The sequence below is a fragment of the Candidatus Nitrosopumilus sp. bin_68KS genome (assembly GCF_054095825.1).
Map to the genome: position 1 here is coordinate 84,525 of NZ_JBSWSP010000013.1, position 20,763 is coordinate 105,287.

Consider the following 20,763-nt stretch of genomic DNA (forward strand, 5'->3'; position numbering starts at 1 on the left):
AAGGTATTTCGATTATTTCAAATTCGAAGAGATATGGATTGGGGATTAAAAAACAGAATTTCTAGAATAATTAAACCACAAAATAATCGTGCATTGATGTTGGCCGTAGATCATGGATATTTTCTTGGTCCTACTGAAAAATTAGAGAACCCAACAAAAGTAATTGCACCCCTTTTGAAACACTGTGACTCTTTAATGCTTACAAGAGGCGTTCAAAGAGCATGTGTTTCAGCAACAACTGATACTCCTATGGTTTTGAGAGTATCTGGTGGTTCAAGTATAATTGGTGATGATCTTTCTCAAGAAGACATCACAGTATCCATTGAAGAAGCACTCCGATTAAATGCAAGTGCCCTTGCAATGTCTATTTTCGTTGGTTCGAAATATGAATATCAAACGATTGTTAATCTGGGAAAATTAGTCAGCGAGGCTGAAAAATACGGACTTCCAGTTTTAGCAGTAACTGCTGTGGGAAAAGAACTTGGTAAAGATGCTAGATATCTCTCTTTGGCATGTAGAGTGGCAGCTGAACAAGGGGCGCATATTGTAAAAACTTACTATTGTGATAATTTTGAAAAAGTAGTTCAATCATGTCCTGTACCAATCATTGTTGCCGGTGGGAAAAAAATCTCTGAACGTGATGCATTACAACTAACATACAATGCAATCAAAGGCGGTGCTGTTGGTGTTGATATGGGCAGAAACATTTGGCAATCAGAGCATCCAGTATCTATGATTAAAGCAGTAAGGGCAATTGTACATGGAAATCAAAGTGTTGAACAAGCTTACAACCTCTATAAAAAATTAGTAAGTGAAGAACCTAAAAAGAAATCAAACTCACCAAAGAAACCATTTAACCCAAATCAAAAGAAATCAAACTCACCAAAGAAACCATTTAACCCAAATCAAAAGAAATCAAACTCACCAAAGAAACCATTTAACCCAAATCAAAAGAAATCAAACAATCCTAATACTGCTAAAGAGTAACTGTCATCCTATTTTTGATAGGTGGATATGTGCAATTTTCCAAGTGGGTAATTTCACTAACACAAATGTTGCACGTCCATTTATCGTCATATGTTCTCCTGTGAATGCTTTGTTGTCTACTAACATTCCTTGTTGAATCAATTCCATTGCTACCACAGCTGTATCTCCAAAGATGCTAATTTTTGGATTTTTAATCTCATAAGAGTAATCTGAAATACTGACAAATCGTAATTCTTCAAGCTCAATTGTAGTTTTATAGTCTTTAAGATCATATGGTGGTAAATCACTGAAACTGGAAAATTTAGTATCATTAAGATGAATGTCTTTTAAGACTGTCAAATCTTTTGAAATACCTGCTTGAAATAATGTTTCAATTATTTTGATAATTTCTTCATTATCTGACAAAACAATCAATCTAGGTATTGGAAATCTCAGTTTAAGTCTTCGGTATAATTACTCATGATAATATGATTATTTTACAGAGAATCTTTATTAATTATCAATTGATTGATTTTATGATTTCAATGAGTACAAAATTAACGGGAACATTTGACAAAAAATTGTTTGTTGTTTTTCTACTGTAAAGCATACTCAAAATTTACTAGGTTAAAATTATGGCGAGCGATTTAATGAATAAAATGGAAAGTATGACTGGTGCAAAAGCCTTGATGAAGGCTATGGAAAAAGAAGGCGTAAAACAAGTATTTGGTTTACCTGGAGGAGCAAATCTTCCAATGTATGATGAATTTGCTAGATGTGATATTAGACATATTTTGGTAAGACATGAACAATCTGCAGCTCATATGGCTGATGGATTTGGTAGAGTTAGCCGAAAACCTGGGGTCTGCTTTGCAACATCTGGACCTGGTGCTACTAACATTTTGACTGGAATTGCAACTGCCCAAGCAGATTCTGCACCCATGATTGCGGTAACTGGACAAGTACCGGTTGCAATGATTGGCCGAGATGCATTTCAGGAAAGTGATATTATTGGAATGGCAAATCCAGTTGTAAAATATGCATTCCAACCAAGAACAGCTGCTGAAGTTCCAGAGGCTGTGAAAAAAGGGTTCTTTATTGCAGAAACTGGAAGACCTGGACCTGTTTTACTTGACATTCCTAAAGATGTTCAAACAAATGAGGCAGAGATGATATTCCCTGATGAATTTAAAATCCAAGGTTATCATCCTTGGGCTGATCCTGACATTGTTAATGTTGAAAAAGCAATTGATATGTTACTTCATTCAGAAAAACCAATAATCTTAGCTGGTGGTGGAACAATTATCTCATCTGCTTTTGCTGAATTACAATCTATAGCAGAAGCCCTTATGCTTCCTGTAGTTACCACTTTCAAAGGAAAAGGTGCATTCCCTGAAAACCATCCATTGTCATTAGGTCCAATTGGAATGCATGGTCATGCAGAAGCAAATAAAATGATGGCAGAAGCTGATTGTGTTTTGGCTATTGGAACAAGATTTTCTGATAGATCCGTAGGAACATTTGAGGCATTTGAAAAGAGATTAAAAATTATTCATATGGATGTAGATCCAGCAGAAATTGGAAAGAATCAAACTGCACAAATTGCAGTTGTTGGAGATGTTCGAGCATCACTAAGAATTATGGTGAAATTACTTTTACAGAGATCTATTAAAAAAACAGAAGAAACCCCATGGATTAAACATGTTAAAGAGACTAAAGCATATTGGAAAGAAAATTTGAAACTTCATCCAGGTGAAATGGGTGCTGCCAAAATCTTACGTAAATTACGTGAACTATTACCAAAAGAATCTATTGTTACTACTGAAGTAGGACAACATCAGATGTGGGCATCATTATTTTATGATGTAATTCAACCTGGAACTTTCTTTAGTTCTACTGGTCTTGGTACTATGGGTTGGGGATTTCCTGCAGCAATTGGAGCTAAAGTAGCAAAACCTGATGTTCCTGTAGTTGACATTGCAGGTGATGGAAGTTTTAGTATGACTGAAAATTCTCTTGCAACTGCAGTGTTGGAAGACATTCCTGTTATTGTTTTTCTCTTAAATAATTCATCATTGGGAATGGTTGCCCAATGGCAAAGAACTTTCTATGATAGAAGAATGAATGGCGTTGATCAAGGTCATTGTCCTGATTATGTTAAATTAGCAGAATCATATGGTGCTCAAGGAATACGTGCACAATCAATGGATGAACTAGACAAAGCAATCAAAACCGCACTTGGCAGTGATGTTGCAACAGTAATCGACATTCCAATTGATCCTGAAGAAGATGTATTACCATTTGTAGCTCCTGGAACTTCGCTTTCGGATATGATTTTACCCTCTTAGTGATTTATCATGTGGGCAATTCTTTCTATTTTAGTTGAAAACAAACCTGGAATCTTGTTTAAGGTGACTCATCTTTTTCGTTCTAGAAATTTCAATATTGATAGTATCTCTGTAGGTGTTACTGAAAACCCTGAGTACTCTAAGATGACTATTACCACATATGGTGATGAAAAACAAGTAGAGCAAATTGTTAAGCAACTTGACAAAATGATTGACACTGTTAAAGTTGAACACTTGGATGAGCACAAAACAGTATATCGAGAACTTAGTCTTTTTAAGATTAAACTAAGTAATGCTAATGATAGTATGGAAATTAATAAACTTGCAAATGCATATGGGGGTAAAGTTCATGATGTTAAAAAGGAATCAATAATGGTTGAGTTAACTGCGACTCCTGATCAAATACAAGCATTTGAGGAATTAGCAAAACCCTTTGGCATTATTGATGTAGCTCGAACTGGAGTTGCTGCATTGCAAAGGAGTGGCGCTTGAACGTTAGAATATTTGATACTACTTTAAGAGATGGAGAACAAACCATTGGTGTATCATTATCCCCAGATCAAAAATTAGCAATTGCAAAAAAACTTGATGAATTAGGTGTTGATGCAATCGAAGCTGGTTTTCCAGTTATTTCCGATGGTGAATTAAAAGCAGTTAAGATGATTACTAGTGAAGGATTATCGTGTGAGATTGCAGGATTGACAAGAACAATAAAAAAAGATATTGATGCTGCAGTTGATGCTGGATTAAATTACATTCATACCTTCATTGCAACATCCGACATTCACTTAGAACACAAACTCAAAATGACAAGAGATCAAGCACTTGAAAAAGCAATTGAGGCTGTAGAATATGGAAAATCACGTGGTCTTCAAGTAGAGTTTTCAGCTGAGGATGCTTCAAGAACAGAAAGAGAATTTTTAAAAAAAGTATTTAGTGATGTGGCAAAAGCAGGAGCTGATAGAGTTAATATCCCTGATACTGTAGGATATTCTACACCTGAATACATGGCAGAAATTACTAGAGACACAGTAGAGGCCACAAAACTTCCAGTAAGCGTTCACTGTCATAATGATTTTGGATTAGCTGTTGCAAACTCGTTATCTGGAATTCATGCCGGTGCATCATGTGCACATGTAACTATTAATGGAATTGGTGAACGAGCTGGAAATGCTTCTTTAGAGGAACTTTCTATGGCATTGAAATGTTTGCAACATGATCAAAAATATGAAACTAATATCAAATCTGAATTAATTTACGAAACATCAAGATTTATCTCAAAGACTGTTGGTATTATAGTACAACCAAACAAGGCAATTGTTGGTGCAAATGCATTTGGCCATGAATCCGGCATTCACACACATGGTGTTTTGAGTAATCCTCTAACATATGAGCCTATTAGTCCTGAATTAGTTGGACGAAAAAGATGGCTCCAAGTTGGAAAACATGCTGGAGTTCATGGAATGAATGCTATGCTTGCAGAATATGGGGTTAAACCAACTGAAGAACAATCCAAACAAATCTTAGATAAAGTCAAAGTATTAGGTGACCAAGGAAAACAGATTACTGATGTAGAATTACTTTCTATTGCAAGTGATGTCTTAGGAGAACAAGAACTCAAAAGAATTGTTCAATTAAGTGGATTTTCAGTATCCACTGGCATTGGAACAATGCCTTATGCATTTGTAAAATTAAATATCAATGGTCAGGATCATATTGGAACTGATTATGGTGTGGGTCCAGTAGATGCTGCTCTAAATGCTATTCAAAAGATTACTGGAAAGATTTCCGAGATTAGAATTAAAGATTATGGATTAGCTTCTATTTCTGGTGGTTCTTCTGCATTATGTGAAGTAACAGTAAAAGTTGAAGATGCTCTCGGGAATAAAGTATCTGCAAAATCTGTCGGTGAAGATATTGTTACTACTTCTGTTAAAGCAGTAATTGATGCTATCAATAGAATCATGCTCAAAAAGATGCTTCAAGAAAAACAAGTCAACTAAATCCTAAAATTCCCTTCTTTTAATGAAGAATTATGTATAAAATCTCATTAATCACAGGTGATGGAATAGGTCCTGAATTATCAGAATCTGCAATTTCAGTATTAAATACAATTAATGATAAATTTGATTTAAAATTTGAAATTACTAAATTATCTGCTGGGGACAAGGCACTTTCTGAAACTGGTAAAGCATTACCTGATGAGACAATTAATGCCATTAAACAATCAGATGCATGTCTCAAAGCACCTGTTGGTGAGAGTGCAGCTGATGTGATTGTAGTATTAAGACGAATGCTTGATCTTTATGCAAATATTCGACCTGCAAAATCATACCCACACATGCCTGCACTTCGTGATGATATTGATATGGTGATAGTTCGAGAAAACACTGAAGATCTTTATACTGGAAAAGAATTCAGTTTAGGAAATTCTGCTGTTGCTTTGAGAATAATTTCAGAGGATGCATCAAAACGAATTGCAAAATATGCATTTGAAACTGCAACACAACGAAATTCTATGAAAAAAGTAACATGCGTTCATAAATCAAATGTCATGCGAATAACTGATGGGTTGTTTGCAAAAGCATGCACAGAAATATCTAAAGATTATCCTGAAATTTCATTTGAAGAAATGTATGTAGATGCATGCGCTATGAATTTAATTCGTCAACCAGAGAAATTTGATGTTATAGTTACGACTAATTTATTTGGGGATATTTTATCTGATGAGTCATCTCAGGTAGTAGGGGGATTAGGAATGGCACCAGCTGCAAACATCGGCGATGACTTTGCATTGTTTGAACCTGTTCATGGAGCTGCATTTGATATTGCAGGGAAGAACATTGCAAACCCTTCATCATTTTTATTATCAATTAAGATGATGTTAGATTGGCTTGGTAACAAACACAACGATTCAAAATGTATTGAAATTGGAGAAAAATTAGAATCCACAATTTTTGATTTGGTAAAATCTGGTATTAAGACTAAAGACATTGGTGGTGAAATGCCAACTACTGAATTTACTAAACATATTACGGATAATCTCCAAAAATAATTTTTTGATATGAATAAAAAATTTCTTTTTTTAATAATCTCATTAATATCAATAGTGATGTTTGCTGGGTCTCAATTTTTACTGGAATCTCAAACGTCTGTAACTCTTTCAACTCAAAATAAAATTGAAAAAACGAAATTGGATATTAAATCCATTTTTGATATTTATGGATATGAGGATAATTTTGAAATTAAGGATGGAAAGAAAATTTGGTATGATCCTAAATTCGAATTGAATCCTGGAAATAATGATCTTTATTTAGAACTCAATCATGATTCTCAAGAAAATACTGTAGTTGTTTATCCTATTTTCACTACATCTGCATATAATGAGCCTGGATTTTACAGTTTTTTTAGAGGCGAATGTGATGAGCAATGTCTAACTGTTTCAATTGATGGTGTCTTTTCTCTAGATTTCACTTCAAGTGGAAATGGTTATCAAGTGTTTAGTTTATTGGGATATCCAATTATTTCTGACATTGATGTAGATAAAAATCCAAGTATACTTGAAAAATATGATAAAATAATTTTATTACATAATGAGTATGTTTCAAAAAAAGAATTCGATGCAATTACTAAACATCCAAAAGTCATTTACCTTTATCCTAACGCTCTATATGCTGAGGTAAAAGTAGATTACCAAAATAATTCTATCACTCTATTGAAAGGACATAACTTCCCTGAATCCGAAATACGAAATGGATTTGATTGGAAATATGATAATAGTGTTTTTGAATATGATGTAGACTGTAAGAATATGCAATTTGACAGGATTGAGAATGGCTGGATGCTAAATTGTTATCCTGAAAATGCAATTCATCAAAGCAAAGTATTACTTAAAATGATAAAAGAATTCTAAGGAGTTTCTAATGATTCATATCTCTGATCATTTCTAATCTTTTCTTTTTTTAACATCTGATTTTGGTGGATTCAAAGACCAGAAAAACAATGCAAATCCTATTGGAATCATGATTAGTAATGCTGCAACAAGTGAAATTGTATAAAATGTAGGATCTAATCCGGGTATGAATGGCCCTGGAAACACTGCATATAACCACAAAATTCCAATAAAAACTAAAACGATTTTATTTTTTTTAATTAATTTTTTCCAGCCAAGATGACGCTTCTGAATGTAGCAGTCCTTACAACGTGTTCTATCATCTACCATACATGATGTACAACAAGTTTTATCACAAAAATAACAGATCCTATCCCCAAATACAGATTCACAAAAATCACATTTGTGCACTAAATAGGATCCATTCCATTGAATTTATCTTTTTTTCAAAAATTACCAATTTTTATTAGTCAGAATTTTTAGTACATCATAAATGGTAAAATGTTGTATTTGTAAATTAGTTGAAGGAACTCTGAAAATCACTGACGGTAATCCAAAATACAAAGGTAAACCAATTTGCAAAGAATGCCAAGGATACAGAAAACTTCTAAAAGAAACCAAATAGTTTATTCTGTCTTAGGTTTATTCTTCTCAGCCCATTTCTCATACATTGATATCAATTCATCCACATCTTTACCTTCTTCAGAATATGTCACAATTACACCGAATGTTCCTTTTGTGTCATGCCCTCTTGCAAAATATCCCCAAAAAGAATCTGGAAGCTTTACAAAATTGTTTGAATCATGTGAGACTCCTATCAAATTATTTCCAATTACCTCTACAACTTTTTTTGCATCTTTAGATTCAATCATGAATTATTGTTATTTCAATACAATAAAAATCTGAATAAATCATGGGCTTAATCTATCTGGATCTCTTGGATACAAAACGACTTCACGTACATTATCAATTCCAATTAATGTGGTCATCAATCTATCTAATCCCATTCCCCATCCAGAATGTGGTGGCATTCCCCAATCAAATGTTTTTAGATGGTCTTGAAATTGAGTAGGATCTAACTCTTGCTCTTTGAGTCTGGCCTTTAACATCTCGGGATTGTGTAATCTTGTTCCGCCTGATGATAATTCAAGATATCCAAATTGCAAGTCAAATGAGCGTGATAAAGTTTCATCTTCATCCTTTTCTCTAATGTAAAATGGTTTTAATTTCATTGGCCAGTCAGTCAAGAAGAAAAATCCTGGATGATTGTTTCCAATTATTCTAAGGTGTGAATCAAGTAGATCATCTCCGAACTCTATTTTTTCTCCTGCTTTTTGTAATTCTTCTACACATTGAGAATATGTGACTCTTTCAAATGGTGATTTTGGAATTTCAATTGTATGGCCAATTGACTCTTGTTCTTTTTTACAATTCTCTGATGTATACTTGTATACTTCCATCACAAGAGATTCTAATACATCCATGACGTCATTATAATCCATGAATGCAGCTTCAATGTCTATGCTGGTAAATTCGGAGAGATGTCTTCCTGTGTGGGAGTTTTCTGCACGATAAAAATTTGAAATTTCAAATACTCGTTCCAATCCAATAGTCATCTGCTCTTTGTATAATTGTGGACTTTGAGCCAAATATGCAGTCTTTCCAAAATAATCTAACGAAAATAAATTAGCCCCACCTTCACTTGCACTACCAATAATTTTTGGAGTTGTGATTTCTATGAATTTTTTTCCAACAAGTGTTTTTCTAAGTATTTGCAAAACATGATGACGAAGCTTGAAAATTGAAGCTGTTTTTTGATTTCTCATATCTAGTGCACGATGATTTAATCTTGTATCGATATTACTTTCCACTCTTCCAATAGGGTCTACTGGTAATGGATGAATCGCTTTACCTAAAACTTCGATTTCGTCTGCTTTAATTTCAAATGCAAAATCTCGAGCTTTAGTTTCTTGAACAATACCTTTTACAGAAACAACGCTTTGACGATTGATCTCTCCCAAATTATCATTTAACTCTCCTTTTACAATTACTTGAGATATTCCTGTTACATCCCGTAAAGTAATAAATGACATTTTGCCTAGTTTTCTAAAATCTTCTACCCATCCACCAAGAACTACTTGTGTTCCGATTAATTTCTCAGCTAATTCATCAATATCGTGTGTTTTAACAAAAACCATGCCTATCTTTTATCCTCAAATTCTATCTCAATGTCAAGGTTTCGGGCATTTCTTACAATTTGTACAACTTTTTCAGTATCAATTGGAAATTTTGGCGTCCATTTGCCTGATACCACAGCTTTTGTCTTTTGAACTCCACCTGGTGCCCAAACTGCATTAATTGATAATATTTTGGTAGGAAAAAACAAATCTTCTATGAATCTCTTATCATTCTCATCTGCTTCTACTAACCATATTTTTCCTTTGAATTGCTCTTGAAGTAACCTGTATAGTGTTCTGCTCTGTCTAATTATCATGATGTCATTTTTTGCCAATGATAAAACAAAATTTCCGTCAAATTCTTTACAAGAATAAAGCGTAAAGTTCTCAATCATCTTGTTTGTTTTTGCAGTTTTTGCAAGAATAATGGATGCATCAACATCTGCTTTTGTAAGTTCACCTGATTCCACTTTACTCTCACATTTTGGGCAGAGAACAGCGTTTTTTGCATCAAAACCACAAATTGGAAGTATCATTTGAATCGACTTTTTTCATTTCAATAATGTTGTTTATATCCCTTAGTGCAAAACAAAAATTCTAGTTTGGATCAAATAGAGGTATGGTTTTTTTAGACATTAATGGACTATCTGTAAAATATACTTCATCATCAGGCCCCGTTTATGCAGTTGATGATGTTGATATTCATTTAGAGAACGGTGAATCAATAGGAATAGCAGGTGAAAGTGCATGTGGGAAAAGTACACTGGGATTGTCAATAATTAGAATGCTTTCTGGAGGAACTGCTCAAGGTAAAATTCTCTTTGAAGGTGAATCTATTTTGGATTTGAGCGAATCTGATTTTAATACAAAATATAGGTGGAAAAAAATCTCCATGATCTTTCAGGGAGCAATGAATGCACTAGATCCTGTTTTTACAATAAAAGAGCAATTTCTTGAAATTTTAAATCAACATAATTTTGATGGAAATTCTAACCAATTAATTTTAGATGCAATGAATTCAGTCAGTTTAGATGAAAATGTTTTGAAAAAATACCCTCATGAATTAAGTGGAGGAATGAAACAACGTGTTGTCATTGCAATGGCATTATTACTTAAACCCAAATTTGTCATTGCAGATGAGCCTACAACCGCACTTGATGTATTAATTCAGGCTCAAATCATCAATTTGCTCAAAACTCTCAAAAAAAATGGAATGTCTTTTTTGCTAATCACTCATGATTTAGCAGTATTATCTGAAATTGCAGACAAGATTGGAATAATGTATGGTGGACAAATTGTTGAATTTGGTACTTCAGAAGAAATCTACAAAAACCCAAAGCATCCTTACACTAAAGGATTACTCGAATCAATCCCAAGATTACATGGAACTGTTCCAAAATACATCAAGGGAACCCCTCCAAGTTTACTTGATGCTCCAACTGAATGCAGATTTTTAAAGCGATGTCCATTGGCAATTGAAAAATGTAAAGAACTTCCGCCCAAACTTAAAACTAAAACTGGATATGTCCGATGTTGGCTTTATGAAGAAGAATGAAAATTTTATTTTGAATTTAGATATTCGGCATCAATTTTTTTTAAATAAATTCCCTGGATCTCTGAAATTTCTCTTTGGGTTGTATTTTTTGAAATCATTTTGAGATAACTTATCAAGTCTTTGTCTTTTTGTATTTTTTCAAAAGCTTCAATTTTTTTTAATGATTCTTGCTCAAATTTTAAAATATTTTGTAACTCTTTGCTTATCTCTATAGCTTTCATATTGTCATAATTTTTGGATTTTGATTTTCTAAAACTAATTTCGTCAATTATTTTTTCAATCTCATCCATGTTTGTGCAATTTTTTATATTTTAGTATTATTTTTAAATTTTATTTCTGATTTTCTTTTTTATGTTCTAAGACATGCTTTAATCCATCTGTCATACTTAGTGAGTCTAAATCAATATCACAATATGGACATTTCAAAATATTTCATTCATCTGTATATTTTTTAACAATTGGTAGACATGAATCAATTATTCGTAAAACTTCGGATCTAATTACTTTTTTATCAATTGATATCCAGACTCTATTTTTTTTAATTGCAAATGAAATTGTCTGCACTTTCTTTCTTTCTTCCCATGAAAATTCAATTTCCCCCAAGTTCTTGTCAAAAAATCCTTCAAGATCTGTTTTCATGGCAATATGTGAGAATTGATATTTTGTGTTCTTTTCATCTAATAGGGGAATCAAATCTGGTCTTCTTTTGTAAGCCAATAATTCGCCACTCTCCCCAATTACGCCTACAAATCTAATGTATGGGCTAATTGTGGCAATAACATCACTTATTGACTCGCAGTCTTTTTTTAACATTTTACTAAACTTTGAAAAGATGTTATTTTAATGATTGTTGTGAACTAGTCTTCTAGATCTAATTAAATAAAGCCCAAAAACAGTTTGATTTGTGGATTTTGTTGACCTATTTCCATTTGCTCCCGAAGTAGGTTATCTGAGTTTATCTCTTGTCAATTTCTTTGGTTCACTTATTCCATTTGTTCCTCTACCTGGGTTTTTACTATTAGCTACTATGGCAGTAGGTGATCACTTTGATCTACATGTATTAGCATTACTTTCAGCTGTTACTGCAACTGTCGCAAAACAAATAATCTTCTATGTTAGTTATGGTGGACGAAAAATTATCAATGAAAAGACTCGAAAAAGAATGCGTCCCTTTGAAAGATTAGTTAAAAAATATGGTGCCGCTGCTGCATTTTTTGCTGCAGCCACTCCTATTCCTGATGATCTTGTGTATGTTCCATTAGGGTTGGCAAAATATAATCCAAAACGATTCTTTATTGCAACTCTAACTGGTAAAATTGTTCTTAGCTACTCTATTGTTTTTATTTCCCATTATCTTGGTTTATCTTTGGTAGAACCTTTTATTGAAAACATTGATGATGCCACTCCAATTTACATTGGGATAATAATTTTTGGAGTAATGATGACTGCAGTAGTAGTTTTACTTTTAAGATTAGATTGGGCAAGGATTCTGGGAAAATTTGCTCCATGGACACTGGATGAAAATAATAAAGATTAATTTTTTTTAATATTTATTTTAAAGTTCCATAATTTTTCAGTTGCTTTTTTTATTCCAACTCTTGGTGATTCATGTATTTTTTCTATTTTTATTCCATCTTCAATGTATAGTTTTGAATATTTAGTTAAATCTACACCATAATGTTCTTTTGTAATGTTTAGTGCTTGTGTTAATTTTGCCGGTCCATTTGTCAAATTCTTCAAGTTTTCAATATTTCTATTCTTTTGTATTTTTTCTATTCCTTTTTCAGGCTCGATTGCACGAATTAAAATTGCACCGGCTTTAATCTTTGGGTCTCTTGCAACTACATTAAAGCAATAATGCATTCCATATGTAAAATACACATATGCATGCCCTACTTCACCAAACATTGCTTTGTTTCTCTCTGTCATATTACTAAATGCATGACTTGCAGGATCATCTGAATGTCTGTATGCTTCTGTTTCAGTAATTATTCCAGTAATGATTGATCCTTTAATTTTTCGAACTAGTCTTTTTCCTAAAATATTTCTTGCAACTGTTACTGTATCTTTATTATAAAAATCTCTAGGAAGCATATTCTATGTCTATTGTAACTTTTTTTCCGTTTTTTAACTCTCTTATGTTTTCAAACAATTTTGAAATATCTTTTTTTAAAACATCAATTAGCTGTTGATTATAGATTGTTGCTGCAGGATGAATGGTAAGAAAATACAACTGATTATCTTTTCTTACTATTTTTCCTCTGAATTTTGTTATTTCAGAACCTCCTAAAATTGAATTAAATGCTGTATTTCCTAAAATACAAATTATTTTTGGTTTGATGATTGAAATTTCTTGTTTTAAATACTCTTGACAAGTATTTCTTTCATCAGTACTTGGGACTCTATTTTTTGGAGGTCTACACTTTACAACATTTGTGATGTATATTGAATCTCTTGAAATTCCTGCTTCATCAAGTGCAATAGATAATTTTTTTCCTGCAACTCCTACAAATGGCTCTCCATTTTTATCCTCATTTCGTCCTGGTGCTTCTCCTACAAAAATCACATCTGATTTAAAATTCCCTTTTCCTGGAACTGAATTGGTTCTAGTTTTACAAAGTTCACACTTTGTACAATTTATGACATTTTCTTTTATGATGTCTAATTTTTGCTTCATTTTAGTTTACACTCTTTATTGTAGCATTTCCACGAACTGTTGGTCCACCATTCCCCATGATCATTGATTGCATTGGGTCTCCTTTCCCACAATTAGTTATTGGTCTAACTGTAAAATCATTCCCACATGCGTCAATTGACTCAAAAAATTCTGGTGCTGTACCCATCACAATGACATCTCTTAGTAAATCTGTAATTTCACCACTTTCAATTTTTTGGGCATACTGGCATGAAATACTCCAATTGTATCGATTCATATCTATTGATGGAATTTTCATATCTGAAATTAGATATCCGTTTTTCACTTCTTTGATTATTTCATCTGGATTTCTGTCTCCATTCCCAATACATGTACATGCCATGCGAATCAACGGCATGAATCTATAATTTGTAGATCTCATATTTCCAGTAGGAACTGTGTTGAAAATTTTAGCAGTCTCTCTATTTTGCATATGGTTGACTAAAATTCCCTCTTCAACCAGATTGGTTTTTTTAGTTTCCACTCCCTCATCATCAAAATGATACCATCCTAGACTTTCTTTAATCGTAGGATCATCAAAAACATTTAGATTTTCTGACCCTATTTTTTCTCCTATCTTTCCTTTCCACCATGCGCCTCCGGCCCAAGCCATTTCTTTTCCTAACACTCTATCTGCTTCTGAGGGATGACCTAGTATTTCATGTGTGAGTAAAGACACAAAATCTGGATTCATTACCACTGTTGTAGTTTCTTCTTTGGCAGATTTTGCAAAAACTAACTCTGATGCTTTTTGAGCAATCTCTTTTGATTTTAGTTGAATTTTGTCTTTACTTGTAATTTGCTCTAATCCTCCTCTTCCTCCTTCTGTAATGTTTATTGCCTGTGTAATTCCTGCTTCATGTGCTACTGCAATCATCTCAGTTATCGTGTCTGTGAAATTTTGTTCAATTTTACTGCCTTCACTATTTACAAAATATTTTGAGTTAATTGTATACCATGGGTTGATTATTGATTTGATGATTCGTGGTGTGTCTAAAATTATCTTACTACATTCTAGTCCCACTGAAATTAATTCGTCAATAGAGGGTTTTTTCAAAACTGGAAAATCAATTTTGGTGTTTTTTGTTGTATTGGAGTATTGTTCTATTATCTTTTTATTTTTTGTATGGTGTGATGAGTTTTTTAGGCTGACATTGATTTTTTCTTTGATTTCGTCAAATGATTTTGGATCAGTAATTGAACAAAAACTCCATACTCCATCTTTGATTAATCTTATTCCTAACCCTGAATCACTAAACGTTCTGATATTCTCAATCTCTTTATTTTCTATGTGTATTGATTTCTTTTTTTGTTCTTCTGCCCTAATATCGCAATATTGTACCCCAGAATCCACTGCATACTTGATTCCTTTATCCGCTAGATCCTGCAGTAATTCATTCATAAATAATTGATTTTAAAGGCCTCGTAAATCTTGTACTACTCAGTGGTTTGAAATTGCAGGCATGGTAAAATAATATTCGTCTTCAAACTCATAGTCTACTGCCCCCTTTTTACGTAAAAATTCAAAATACTCTGTACAATTTTTATAAAATTCATCATTTTGTTCTTGATGCATGATTTGTTTTACTAAAAATGCATTTTTTAAAGAGAGTGAGAAATTTTAACTCTAAAAGTTTGTTTTCTTTAAGTATTATTTACTGCTGATTTTTTTTGATTATTTGATTTAGGAAGTGTAAATGAAAATTCGGCCCCTTTGTTTATTTCGCTTTGGACTGAAATCTTTCCTAAATGGTTATCTATAATTCCCTTACAAATGGCTAATCCTAATCCACTTCCGCCTCTTTCTCTTGTGAGTGTTGCATCTACTTGGTAGAATTTTTTGAAAAGCTCTTTTTGATGATTTTTTGGAATTCCCACTCCGTTGTCTTTAATGGTGATCTTTATTTCTCTTGGAAGGTCTTCCATCATTACTTGTATTTTTCCTATTTTCGGTTCTACTGCAGTCAAACTATTCTTAATTAAATTAGTAACAACCTGTGAAATTCTATCTGGATCATGTTCTATTTCTAAATCCACTAAATTAGAAGTTAATTCGATATTACTTTTTTGTGCTTCTGGTAATAATGATGTGATTGATTTGTTGATTGTATCTTTGATGTTCTTGATTTCTTTTTTCATTCTTAACTGACCTAAATCTAATTTTTGTGCATCAAGTAAATCTGAAATAATTCCTAACAGTGTTTCTGAACTTGATTTAATAATTCCTATTCTCTCTTTTTGCTTGTCAGTTAATTTCCCCAAGTGTTCTCCAAGTAAAATATCTGAATAGCCTTGAATTGGAACTAATGGTGTTTTTAATTCATGAGTAATCATTGCTAAAAATTCATCTTTTGCAATATCTGTTTTCTTTGCTTGCTCTTCTTTTTCTTTAATTGTGTCTGACATTATGTTGAAATTATCTACTAACTGTCCTACCTCATCTGTGCCTCTATACTCTATTTTTTCACCATAGACGCCTTCTTTGACTCTAGATAATGCTCTACTGATTATTTCTAGTGGTAATAGTGATTTTCTAATAACCATTAGAACTAAAATGAATACTGCAATATCTACAATCAATAAAATCTGAATAATGATTTGTCCTTCTGAACCTTCTTTTGTGATCTCAGTATTCCAAGAATTAATTAACTGATCAATGTCTTCAAACAAAATAATTTTCTGTTCATTCATTTTATTTTTAGCTAGATTAAATTCTGGAGATAAAAGTGCTCTCTCTTGAAGTATGTTTATTCGCAGTTGGATTGCTTCCCAAAGAGGATCTATTTTTCTTAATGATTCTGAATTTTCTCTTGGAATTGGTTCTATTTCTTCATGAGTCTGCCCTACGCTTTCCACATCCAAATCCTCAGTTGAAATTTGTAATAATTTTCTGATTCCAATTTCAAATTTCAAGTTTTTTTCTTTAAGTTGCTCTTGAGAATTCTCCCCTTCTCCTATTGAAATTAACAAACTTTGTTGGCCTATCACTTTTGCACATTCTGCCAAATCTTTGGCTATTTCTTTATGTGTGTTGAAGTTTCTATCCAAATTTTCTAACTCTCTTTCTAGATCTGCGGTAAGTAATACGAGATCCTGATTTTTTTGTAAAACATAATTCATTGCATTTGTAGCTTCAGGATCAAAAACTGATGTATTTTCTACATCAAAAGAATTTGACTTGAAATTTTCCCACGATGATGAAACTTTGTTGTACTCTAAATACAATGCTTCTGGAATTTTTGCTATATCCTTTCCTTTGACACTTCCTCCGTCTTTGATTTTTATCAACATGGATTGCACTTCATCTATTTCTTTTTCTAATTCATCCTTATCATCTACATTTCCATTTGCAACTGATGTTGCAAGTGATGAAATTGATTCAGCTTTTACTTTGATATCTCCTATGCTAATAATAGAATATGATTGTGATATTCCAGATTTATCATCTTGATACAATAGAAATAAATTGAATACAGCTGCTCCAATTAAAATTATTACCAAAAGATATGCTTTGCTTACTATCTTCACAAATTATTTTTTCTTACAAAGAGTATAAAAACATCCAGATGCATTATTTTACATTATGTCTGATGAATTCATCAAAATCGCTACTGCAGAAATCAATGAGGAAATACAAGCAATCTCTTCAATCTTAAAATCTTGTATCAGTAATGATGATGTTTATCAAAACTCTAAAGATCTACAAAGTCATACACATAAAATCAAGGGGTTGGCACCGATGATGGGCCAAGAAGAATTAGGCGCAATATGCTCGACTCTTGATGTAATATTGAAGCAAATCAATGATGGCAAAAAAGTTGAAGGAATTTTTGATATTCTTAACGAAACTCTACCCCACATGGAAAATTCCATGAGCAAGTCTGATTATAACATGAGTGCTATTTCTGAAAAAATCACCAATTTCTCATCTATGTTAAAGTGATGAATATTTTTTATAGCCAGTTAATAACAACACTATATGGCAAAAATCTTAATTGCTGATGATTCTGATGCAATCCGTTTGGTTTTACAAGACATTTTATCCATTGGGGAGCATGATGTAATTGGAGAGGCAACTGATGGTGCAGAAGCTGTTGAATTTTACAAAAAACTAAATCCTGATTTAATTTTACTTGACTTGGCTATGCCCCAAAAAGACGGTCTTACTGTAACTAAAGAAATCATTGCATATGATCAAAATGCAAAAATTGTTTTGATCACTGCCAGTGATGATCAAAAAGTAATTCAGAATTGTTTGGATGAAGGTGCTATATCTTATGTTTCAAAGCCATTTGATTTTAATTCTGTTTTAGATAACATTAAGGGAATTTTAGAAAGTAATTTAGGGAATAAAACTGGAAGCATAAATTAGAAAACTTGTCAAAAATAGTAGCTGATACTAGCGTAATAATTAACGGTGAACTAATTTCTCAAATAGAAACTGGTTCTATTAGAAACTCACAAATCATTATTCCTCAAGCTGTTTTTGATGAATTACAATCTCAGGCTTCAAATAAAAAAGAACAGGGATTTATTGGATTAGAAAAAATTAAAAAACTAAATGATCTTTCTGGAAGTTTTGGTTTGGAAATAATTCTAAAAGGCCCTCATCCTTCTACAGATGACATCAAGTTTGCTGCTAGTGGAAGAATTGACGCACTTATCACTGATATGGCAAAACAAAATGATGCTGTACTTTACACGTCTGATAGAGTGCAACATTTAGTTGCGCAAGCTGAAGGTATTGAAACTGTATTTCTAAAAACAAAAATTAACAATGAAAAATTAGAATTCTTAAAATTTTTTGATTCTGAAACTATGAGTGTTCATCTTAAGGAAAATCAATTTCCATTGGCAAAAAAAGGGACGCCTGGTTCATTTTTACTTACTCAAATCAGTGATGATATTCTTACAAAATCTTATTTGAAAATGATTTCATCTCAAATATTTGATATTGCAAATACTTCTGATTCAACTACTATGGAAATCTCAAAGACTGGCGCATCCGTAATCCAACATGATGATTATCGAATTGCAATTACATATCCTCCATTCTCTGAATCTTATGAAATAACTATCGTACATCCAATCATAAAATTATCTTTGGAAGATTATGAAATTTCAGATGAATTAATGGATAGATTATCTGATAGGGCTGAAGGCATTGTAATTTCAGGGGCTCCTGGTTCTGGTAAAAGTACACTTGCATCAGGTCTTGCAAATTTTTATCATAAAAAAGGCAAAATTGTTAAAACTTTTGAATCTCCTCGGGATTTACAGGTTGATTCTGGAATCACACAATATGGAAAATTAGATGGGAGTTTTGATAACACTGCAGATATCTTACTTTTAGTTCGTCCTGATTATACTATTTTTGATGAAGTAAGAAGACGTGAAGATTTTAGAACCTTTGCAGATTTGAGATTAACTGGAGTTGGTATGGTAGGAGTAGTGCATGCAAACTCTCCATTAGATGCAATCCAAAGATTCATCGGTAAAATAGAATTGGGAATTATTCCAAATATTTTAGATACTGTAATTTTTGTAAATGATGGAAGAATAGAAAAAGTCTATGACTTGGAATTAAAAGTTAAAGTTCCTTCAGGTATGACTGAATCTGATCTTGCAAGACCTGTAATTGAGGTAAGAAATTTTCAAGATAACGTTTTGGAACACGAAATATACACATTTGGGGAAGAAAATGTCATCGTTCCTGTTTCAAAAAGAGTTCAAAAAGTTGGAATTGAAAAACTAGCCGAAGATAAAATAAAAGATACTTTCAAAAGGTATGATCCAAGCGCACAAGTTGAAATTTTATCTGATAATCGCGTCAAGGTTTTAGTAAACGAACAATACATTCCATCAATCATAGGAAGGGGTGGCTCTAACATTAATGAAATTGAAAAATCACTCCAAGTTCACATTGATGTTGTGGCAAAAAACTCTGAAAACATCTCCCTTGAGTCAAATGATATCCCTTTTACCTTTTCAGAGTCAAAAACTGCATTACTTCTTACTGTAAGTAGAGAATACACCTCAATGCATGCAGATATCTATGCTAATGACAAATTTTTGTCATCAGTAAGAATTGGTAAAAAGGGACAGATAAAAATCCCAAAACGTTCTGATATTGCAAGAAATCTTATGAGTACTACATCACAAAATGACATAAAATTATATCTTAAAGATTTTTAAAATTTTCAATTATCTTGGGGTTTGCTTTAAGAAAAGTAATGAATTTTCTTAACTGTCTAATAGTTTTTGGATTGAGATGATGTTCAATTCCTTCTGTGTCTTGATTGGCAGTATCATACCCTACTCCTAAAATCTCCAAAAATTCCAATAAAATTCCATGATTCTGTCTAATGCCTTCAGCTACTTGTATGCCTTTTTTTGTAAGATTGATCCCGTGATATTTTTCATATTCTAAAAATCCTCCCTCATCTAATCTTTGAAGCATCTTTGTAACACTTGGAGCGCTAACGTTCATGTATCTTGAAATATCTAATGTAGTGGCATATCCTTTTAATTCTACAAGCTCTGATATTATTTCTAAATAATCCTCCATTCTAGTACTTGAACGAGTCCTCTCAGTTTGATGAGCCGCTTTTATTGAATCTAGTCTCTTGGAATTTTTAGATTTCATGTATTCTTTGTATCTAACTAGACTCTAGTATAATTGGGTGTCTTTCTCAAACTTTAGTTACTCTTTGTTGACTTGAGTGTGATGCTAGTTGATCTTAGAATGTTAACTATTTTTTCTAAAAATTGATGTTGGTATGGTAGACCTCCTAAAGGAACGATTGGCAAATTTAAGGAAAATCTCTGATTCAGCTAAACGAAGAGCAAATTTGTATACTGATATTGCCAAAATTGACAGTAAAAATGCTAATTCGTCATTAGGCGCACTTCAGAAAGCTCCTGCACCTGGTAAAAAGCTCCAAAAAATTGGATTTTTGATGTTATGGATTCCAGAGCCAACAGGTGTTACTGTTGCAGTTGGAGGTCCAATGATTGTTGCAGGAAGATATCTTGACAAGAAATACAATGGCGCTACTATTCACGATATTGGCCATGAGACAAAAAACACCCTTTCCTCACTAAGTGACTTTAAGAATTCCATAATGTGA

Annotated in this window: 26 protein-coding genes; 13 read left to right on the plus strand and 13 right to left on the minus strand. The window is 32.7% G+C overall.

The annotated features are described in order from the left end of the window. Window positions 1-33 precede the first annotated feature (33 nt). Window positions 34-987, plus strand: coding sequence for a 3-hydroxy-5-phosphonooxypentane-2,4-dione thiolase (gene lsrF, locus ACW9W3_RS06700; protein ID WP_457765379.1), 954 nt, complete (start codon window positions 34-36; stop codon window positions 985-987). Between the two features lie 3 nt (window positions 988-990). Here the strand turns inward: lsrF and ACW9W3_RS06705 are convergent, their stop codons facing one another. Then, window positions 991-1,392 (minus strand): nuclear transport factor 2 family protein, encoded by a 402-nt coding sequence (locus tag ACW9W3_RS06705; RefSeq protein ID WP_457765380.1) that lies wholly within the window; start codon window positions 1,390-1,392, stop codon window positions 991-993. A 224-nt stretch (window positions 1,393-1,616) separates the two neighbouring features. Here ACW9W3_RS06705 and ilvB point away from each other — a divergent pair, with 224 nt between their 5' ends. From ilvB to ACW9W3_RS06730, 5 genes are all read left to right on the plus strand, one after another. Beyond that, entirely contained in the window at window positions 1,617-3,314 is a 1,698-nt protein-coding gene (ilvB, locus tag ACW9W3_RS06710; RefSeq protein WP_457765381.1) for a biosynthetic-type acetolactate synthase large subunit, read from the plus strand. 9 nt (window positions 3,315-3,323) lie between these two features. After that, a complete protein-coding gene (gene ilvN / locus ACW9W3_RS06715; RefSeq protein ID WP_457765382.1) occupies window positions 3,324-3,806 on the plus strand; it encodes an acetolactate synthase small subunit in 483 nt (160 codons plus the stop codon). Then, window positions 3,803-5,317: a 2-isopropylmalate synthase gene (locus ACW9W3_RS06720; RefSeq protein WP_457765383.1), complete on the plus strand. Its 1,515-nt coding sequence runs from the start codon at window positions 3,803-3,805 to the stop codon at window positions 5,315-5,317. Before ilvN ends, ACW9W3_RS06720 begins: the two co-directional genes overlap by 4 nt. 32 nt (window positions 5,318-5,349) lie before the next feature. Next, the gene (locus tag ACW9W3_RS06725; protein ID WP_457765384.1) at window positions 5,350-6,369 is read left to right on the plus strand and encodes an isocitrate/isopropylmalate dehydrogenase family protein; all 1,020 of its coding nucleotides are present in this window, start codon (window positions 5,350-5,352) and stop codon (window positions 6,367-6,369) included. 138 nt (window positions 6,370-6,507) lie between these two features. Next, a complete protein-coding gene (locus ACW9W3_RS06730) occupies window positions 6,508-7,227 on the plus strand; it encodes a hypothetical protein (RefSeq protein WP_457765385.1) in 720 nt (239 codons plus the stop codon). Window positions 7,228-7,260: 33 nt separating this feature from the next. Here ACW9W3_RS06730 and ACW9W3_RS06735 read toward each other — a convergent pair whose 3' ends face one another. Beyond that, window positions 7,261-7,536, minus strand: coding sequence for a hypothetical protein (locus ACW9W3_RS06735; protein WP_457765386.1), 276 nt, complete (start codon window positions 7,534-7,536; stop codon window positions 7,261-7,263). Between the two features lie 163 nt (window positions 7,537-7,699). Here ACW9W3_RS06735 and ACW9W3_RS06740 point away from each other — a divergent pair, with 163 nt between their 5' ends. Then, window positions 7,700-7,831, plus strand: coding sequence for a hypothetical protein (locus ACW9W3_RS06740; RefSeq protein WP_457765387.1), 132 nt, complete (start codon window positions 7,700-7,702; stop codon window positions 7,829-7,831). Window position 7,832: 1 nt separating this feature from the next. Here ACW9W3_RS06740 and ACW9W3_RS06745 read toward each other — a convergent pair whose 3' ends face one another. The 3 genes from ACW9W3_RS06745 to ACW9W3_RS06755 are packed head-to-tail and all read right to left on the minus strand — an operon-like array spanning window position 7,833 to window position 9,919. Beyond that, window positions 7,833-8,078, minus strand: coding sequence for a hypothetical protein (locus ACW9W3_RS06745; RefSeq protein WP_457765388.1), 246 nt, complete (start codon window positions 8,076-8,078; stop codon window positions 7,833-7,835). A gap of 39 nt (window positions 8,079-8,117) precedes the next feature. Continuing rightward, on the minus strand, window positions 8,118-9,404 hold the full coding sequence (gene aspS, locus ACW9W3_RS06750; protein WP_457765389.1) for an aspartate--tRNA(Asn) ligase: 1,287 nt from the start codon (window positions 9,402-9,404) through the stop codon (window positions 8,118-8,120). Between the two features lie 2 nt (window positions 9,405-9,406). After that, entirely contained in the window at window positions 9,407-9,919 is a 513-nt protein-coding gene (locus tag ACW9W3_RS06755; RefSeq protein ID WP_457765390.1) for a transcription elongation factor NusA, read from the minus strand. Window positions 9,920-10,002: 83 nt separating this feature from the next. Here ACW9W3_RS06755 and ACW9W3_RS06760 point away from each other — a divergent pair, with 83 nt between their 5' ends. Next, window positions 10,003-10,938 carry an ABC transporter ATP-binding protein gene (locus ACW9W3_RS06760; protein WP_457765391.1) on the plus strand — a complete coding sequence of 312 codons (936 nt, stop codon included), beginning with the start codon at window positions 10,003-10,005 and terminating at the stop codon, window positions 10,936-10,938. A 5-nt stretch (window positions 10,939-10,943) separates the two neighbouring features. Here the strand turns inward: ACW9W3_RS06760 and ACW9W3_RS06765 are convergent, their stop codons facing one another. Further along, the gene (locus ACW9W3_RS06765) at window positions 10,944-11,228 is read right to left on the minus strand and encodes a hypothetical protein (protein WP_457765392.1); all 285 of its coding nucleotides are present in this window, start codon (window positions 11,226-11,228) and stop codon (window positions 10,944-10,946) included. A 142-nt stretch (window positions 11,229-11,370) separates the two neighbouring features. Next, window positions 11,371-11,751, minus strand: a complete 381-nt coding sequence (locus tag ACW9W3_RS06770; protein WP_457765393.1) for a hypothetical protein — start codon at window positions 11,749-11,751, stop codon at window positions 11,371-11,373. A 91-nt stretch (window positions 11,752-11,842) separates the two neighbouring features. Between ACW9W3_RS06770 and ACW9W3_RS06775 the strand changes: the two genes are divergently transcribed. Further along, window positions 11,843-12,475, plus strand: coding sequence for a DedA family protein (locus ACW9W3_RS06775; protein ID WP_457765394.1), 633 nt, complete (start codon window positions 11,843-11,845; stop codon window positions 12,473-12,475). On the opposite strand, the gene ACW9W3_RS06780 is transcribed toward ACW9W3_RS06775, so the two are convergent. The 5 genes from ACW9W3_RS06780 to ACW9W3_RS06800 all read right to left on the minus strand — a co-directional run bounded on the left by ACW9W3_RS06780 (window position 12,472) and on the right by ACW9W3_RS06800 (window position 17,161). Continuing rightward, a complete protein-coding gene (locus ACW9W3_RS06780; protein ID WP_457765395.1) occupies window positions 12,472-13,032 on the minus strand; it encodes a DNA-3-methyladenine glycosylase in 561 nt (186 codons plus the stop codon). The two genes, ACW9W3_RS06775 and ACW9W3_RS06780, sit on opposite strands and share 4 nt — an antisense overlap. After that, window positions 13,022-13,615 carry a uracil-DNA glycosylase gene (locus ACW9W3_RS06785; protein WP_457765396.1) on the minus strand — a complete coding sequence of 198 codons (594 nt, stop codon included), beginning with the start codon at window positions 13,613-13,615 and terminating at the stop codon, window positions 13,022-13,024. Before ACW9W3_RS06785 ends, ACW9W3_RS06780 begins: the two co-directional genes overlap by 11 nt. A gap of 1 nt (window position 13,616) precedes the next feature. Continuing rightward, window positions 13,617-15,035, minus strand: coding sequence for a TldD/PmbA family protein (locus tag ACW9W3_RS06790; RefSeq protein WP_457765397.1), 1,419 nt, complete (start codon window positions 15,033-15,035; stop codon window positions 13,617-13,619). A 39-nt stretch (window positions 15,036-15,074) separates the two neighbouring features. Then, a complete protein-coding gene (locus ACW9W3_RS06795) occupies window positions 15,075-15,209 on the minus strand; it encodes a hypothetical protein (protein ID WP_457765398.1) in 135 nt (44 codons plus the stop codon). Between the two features lie 68 nt (window positions 15,210-15,277). Beyond that, on the minus strand, window positions 15,278-17,161 hold the full coding sequence (locus ACW9W3_RS06800) for a sensor histidine kinase (protein WP_457765399.1): 1,884 nt from the start codon (window positions 17,159-17,161) through the stop codon (window positions 15,278-15,280). Between the two features lie 55 nt (window positions 17,162-17,216). Here ACW9W3_RS06800 and ACW9W3_RS06805 point away from each other — a divergent pair, with 55 nt between their 5' ends. From ACW9W3_RS06805 to ACW9W3_RS06815, 3 genes are read left to right on the plus strand one after another with little or no spacing between them, the layout of a single operon-like run. Next, entirely contained in the window at window positions 17,217-17,576 is a 360-nt protein-coding gene (locus ACW9W3_RS06805) for an Hpt domain-containing protein (protein ID WP_457765400.1), read from the plus strand. Between the two features lie 36 nt (window positions 17,577-17,612). After that, entirely contained in the window at window positions 17,613-18,005 is a 393-nt protein-coding gene (locus ACW9W3_RS06810; protein ID WP_457765401.1) for a response regulator, read from the plus strand. Between the two features lie 5 nt (window positions 18,006-18,010). Next, complete coding sequence (locus ACW9W3_RS06815) at window positions 18,011-19,828, plus strand: ATPase, T2SS/T4P/T4SS family (RefSeq protein WP_457765402.1); 1,818 nt, start codon at window positions 18,011-18,013, stop codon at window positions 19,826-19,828. Here ACW9W3_RS06815 and ACW9W3_RS06820 read toward each other — a convergent pair. Then, window positions 19,815-20,279 (minus strand): metal-dependent transcriptional regulator, encoded by a 465-nt coding sequence (locus ACW9W3_RS06820; protein ID WP_457765403.1) that lies wholly within the window; start codon window positions 20,277-20,279, stop codon window positions 19,815-19,817. The two genes, ACW9W3_RS06815 and ACW9W3_RS06820, sit on opposite strands and share 14 nt — an antisense overlap. A gap of 133 nt (window positions 20,280-20,412) precedes the next feature. Between ACW9W3_RS06820 and ACW9W3_RS06825 the strand changes: the two genes are divergently transcribed. Continuing rightward, on the plus strand, window positions 20,413-20,763 hold the full coding sequence (locus tag ACW9W3_RS06825) for a hypothetical protein (protein WP_457765404.1): 351 nt from the start codon (window positions 20,413-20,415) through the stop codon (window positions 20,761-20,763).

What these genes read in the sequence shown, in the direction of transcription:
- ACW9W3_RS06725 (WP_457765384.1), top strand. Translation starts at nt 5,350, where the DNA reads ATGTATAAAATCTCATTAATCACAGGTGATGGAATAGGTCCTGAATTA.
- ACW9W3_RS06785 (WP_457765396.1), bottom strand. Translation starts at nt 13,615, where the DNA reads ATGAAGCAAAAATTAGACATCATAAAAGAAAATGTCATAAATTGTACA.
- ilvB (WP_457765381.1), top strand. Translation starts at nt 1,617, where the DNA reads ATGAATAAAATGGAAAGTATGACTGGTGCAAAAGCCTTGATGAAGGCT.
- ACW9W3_RS06805 (WP_457765400.1), top strand. Translation starts at nt 17,217, where the DNA reads ATGTCTGATGAATTCATCAAAATCGCTACTGCAGAAATCAATGAGGAA.
- lsrF (WP_457765379.1), top strand. Translation starts at nt 34, where the DNA reads ATGGATTGGGGATTAAAAAACAGAATTTCTAGAATAATTAAACCACAA.
- ACW9W3_RS06780 (WP_457765395.1), bottom strand. Translation starts at nt 13,032, where the DNA reads ATGCTTCCTAGAGATTTTTATAATAAAGATACAGTAACAGTTGCAAGA.
- ACW9W3_RS06760 (WP_457765391.1), top strand. Translation starts at nt 10,003, where the DNA reads ATGGTTTTTTTAGACATTAATGGACTATCTGTAAAATATACTTCATCA.
- ACW9W3_RS06735 (WP_457765386.1), bottom strand. Translation starts at nt 7,536, where the DNA reads ATGGTAGATGATAGAACACGTTGTAAGGACTGCTACATTCAGAAGCGT.
- ACW9W3_RS06740 (WP_457765387.1), top strand. Translation starts at nt 7,700, where the DNA reads ATGGTAAAATGTTGTATTTGTAAATTAGTTGAAGGAACTCTGAAAATC.
- ACW9W3_RS06790 (WP_457765397.1), bottom strand. Translation starts at nt 15,035, where the DNA reads ATGAATGAATTACTGCAGGATCTAGCGGATAAAGGAATCAAGTATGCA.
- ACW9W3_RS06770 (WP_457765393.1), bottom strand. Translation starts at nt 11,751, where the DNA reads ATGTTAAAAAAAGACTGCGAGTCAATAAGTGATGTTATTGCCACAATT.
- ACW9W3_RS06810 (WP_457765401.1), top strand. Translation starts at nt 17,613, where the DNA reads ATGGCAAAAATCTTAATTGCTGATGATTCTGATGCAATCCGTTTGGTT.
- ACW9W3_RS06765 (WP_457765392.1), bottom strand. Translation starts at nt 11,228, where the DNA reads ATGGATGAGATTGAAAAAATAATTGACGAAATTAGTTTTAGAAAATCA.
- ACW9W3_RS06820 (WP_457765403.1), bottom strand. Translation starts at nt 20,279, where the DNA reads ATGAAATCTAAAAATTCCAAGAGACTAGATTCAATAAAAGCGGCTCAT.
- ACW9W3_RS06755 (WP_457765390.1), bottom strand. Translation starts at nt 9,919, where the DNA reads ATGATACTTCCAATTTGTGGTTTTGATGCAAAAAACGCTGTTCTCTGC.
- ilvN (WP_457765382.1), top strand. Translation starts at nt 3,324, where the DNA reads ATGTGGGCAATTCTTTCTATTTTAGTTGAAAACAAACCTGGAATCTTG.
- aspS (WP_457765389.1), bottom strand. Translation starts at nt 9,404, where the DNA reads ATGGTTTTTGTTAAAACACACGATATTGATGAATTAGCTGAGAAATTA.
- ACW9W3_RS06795 (WP_457765398.1), bottom strand. Translation starts at nt 15,209, where the DNA reads ATGCATCAAGAACAAAATGATGAATTTTATAAAAATTGTACAGAGTAT.
- ACW9W3_RS06825 (WP_457765404.1), top strand. Translation starts at nt 20,413, where the DNA reads ATGGTAGACCTCCTAAAGGAACGATTGGCAAATTTAAGGAAAATCTCT.
- ACW9W3_RS06745 (WP_457765388.1), bottom strand. Translation starts at nt 8,078, where the DNA reads ATGATTGAATCTAAAGATGCAAAAAAAGTTGTAGAGGTAATTGGAAAT.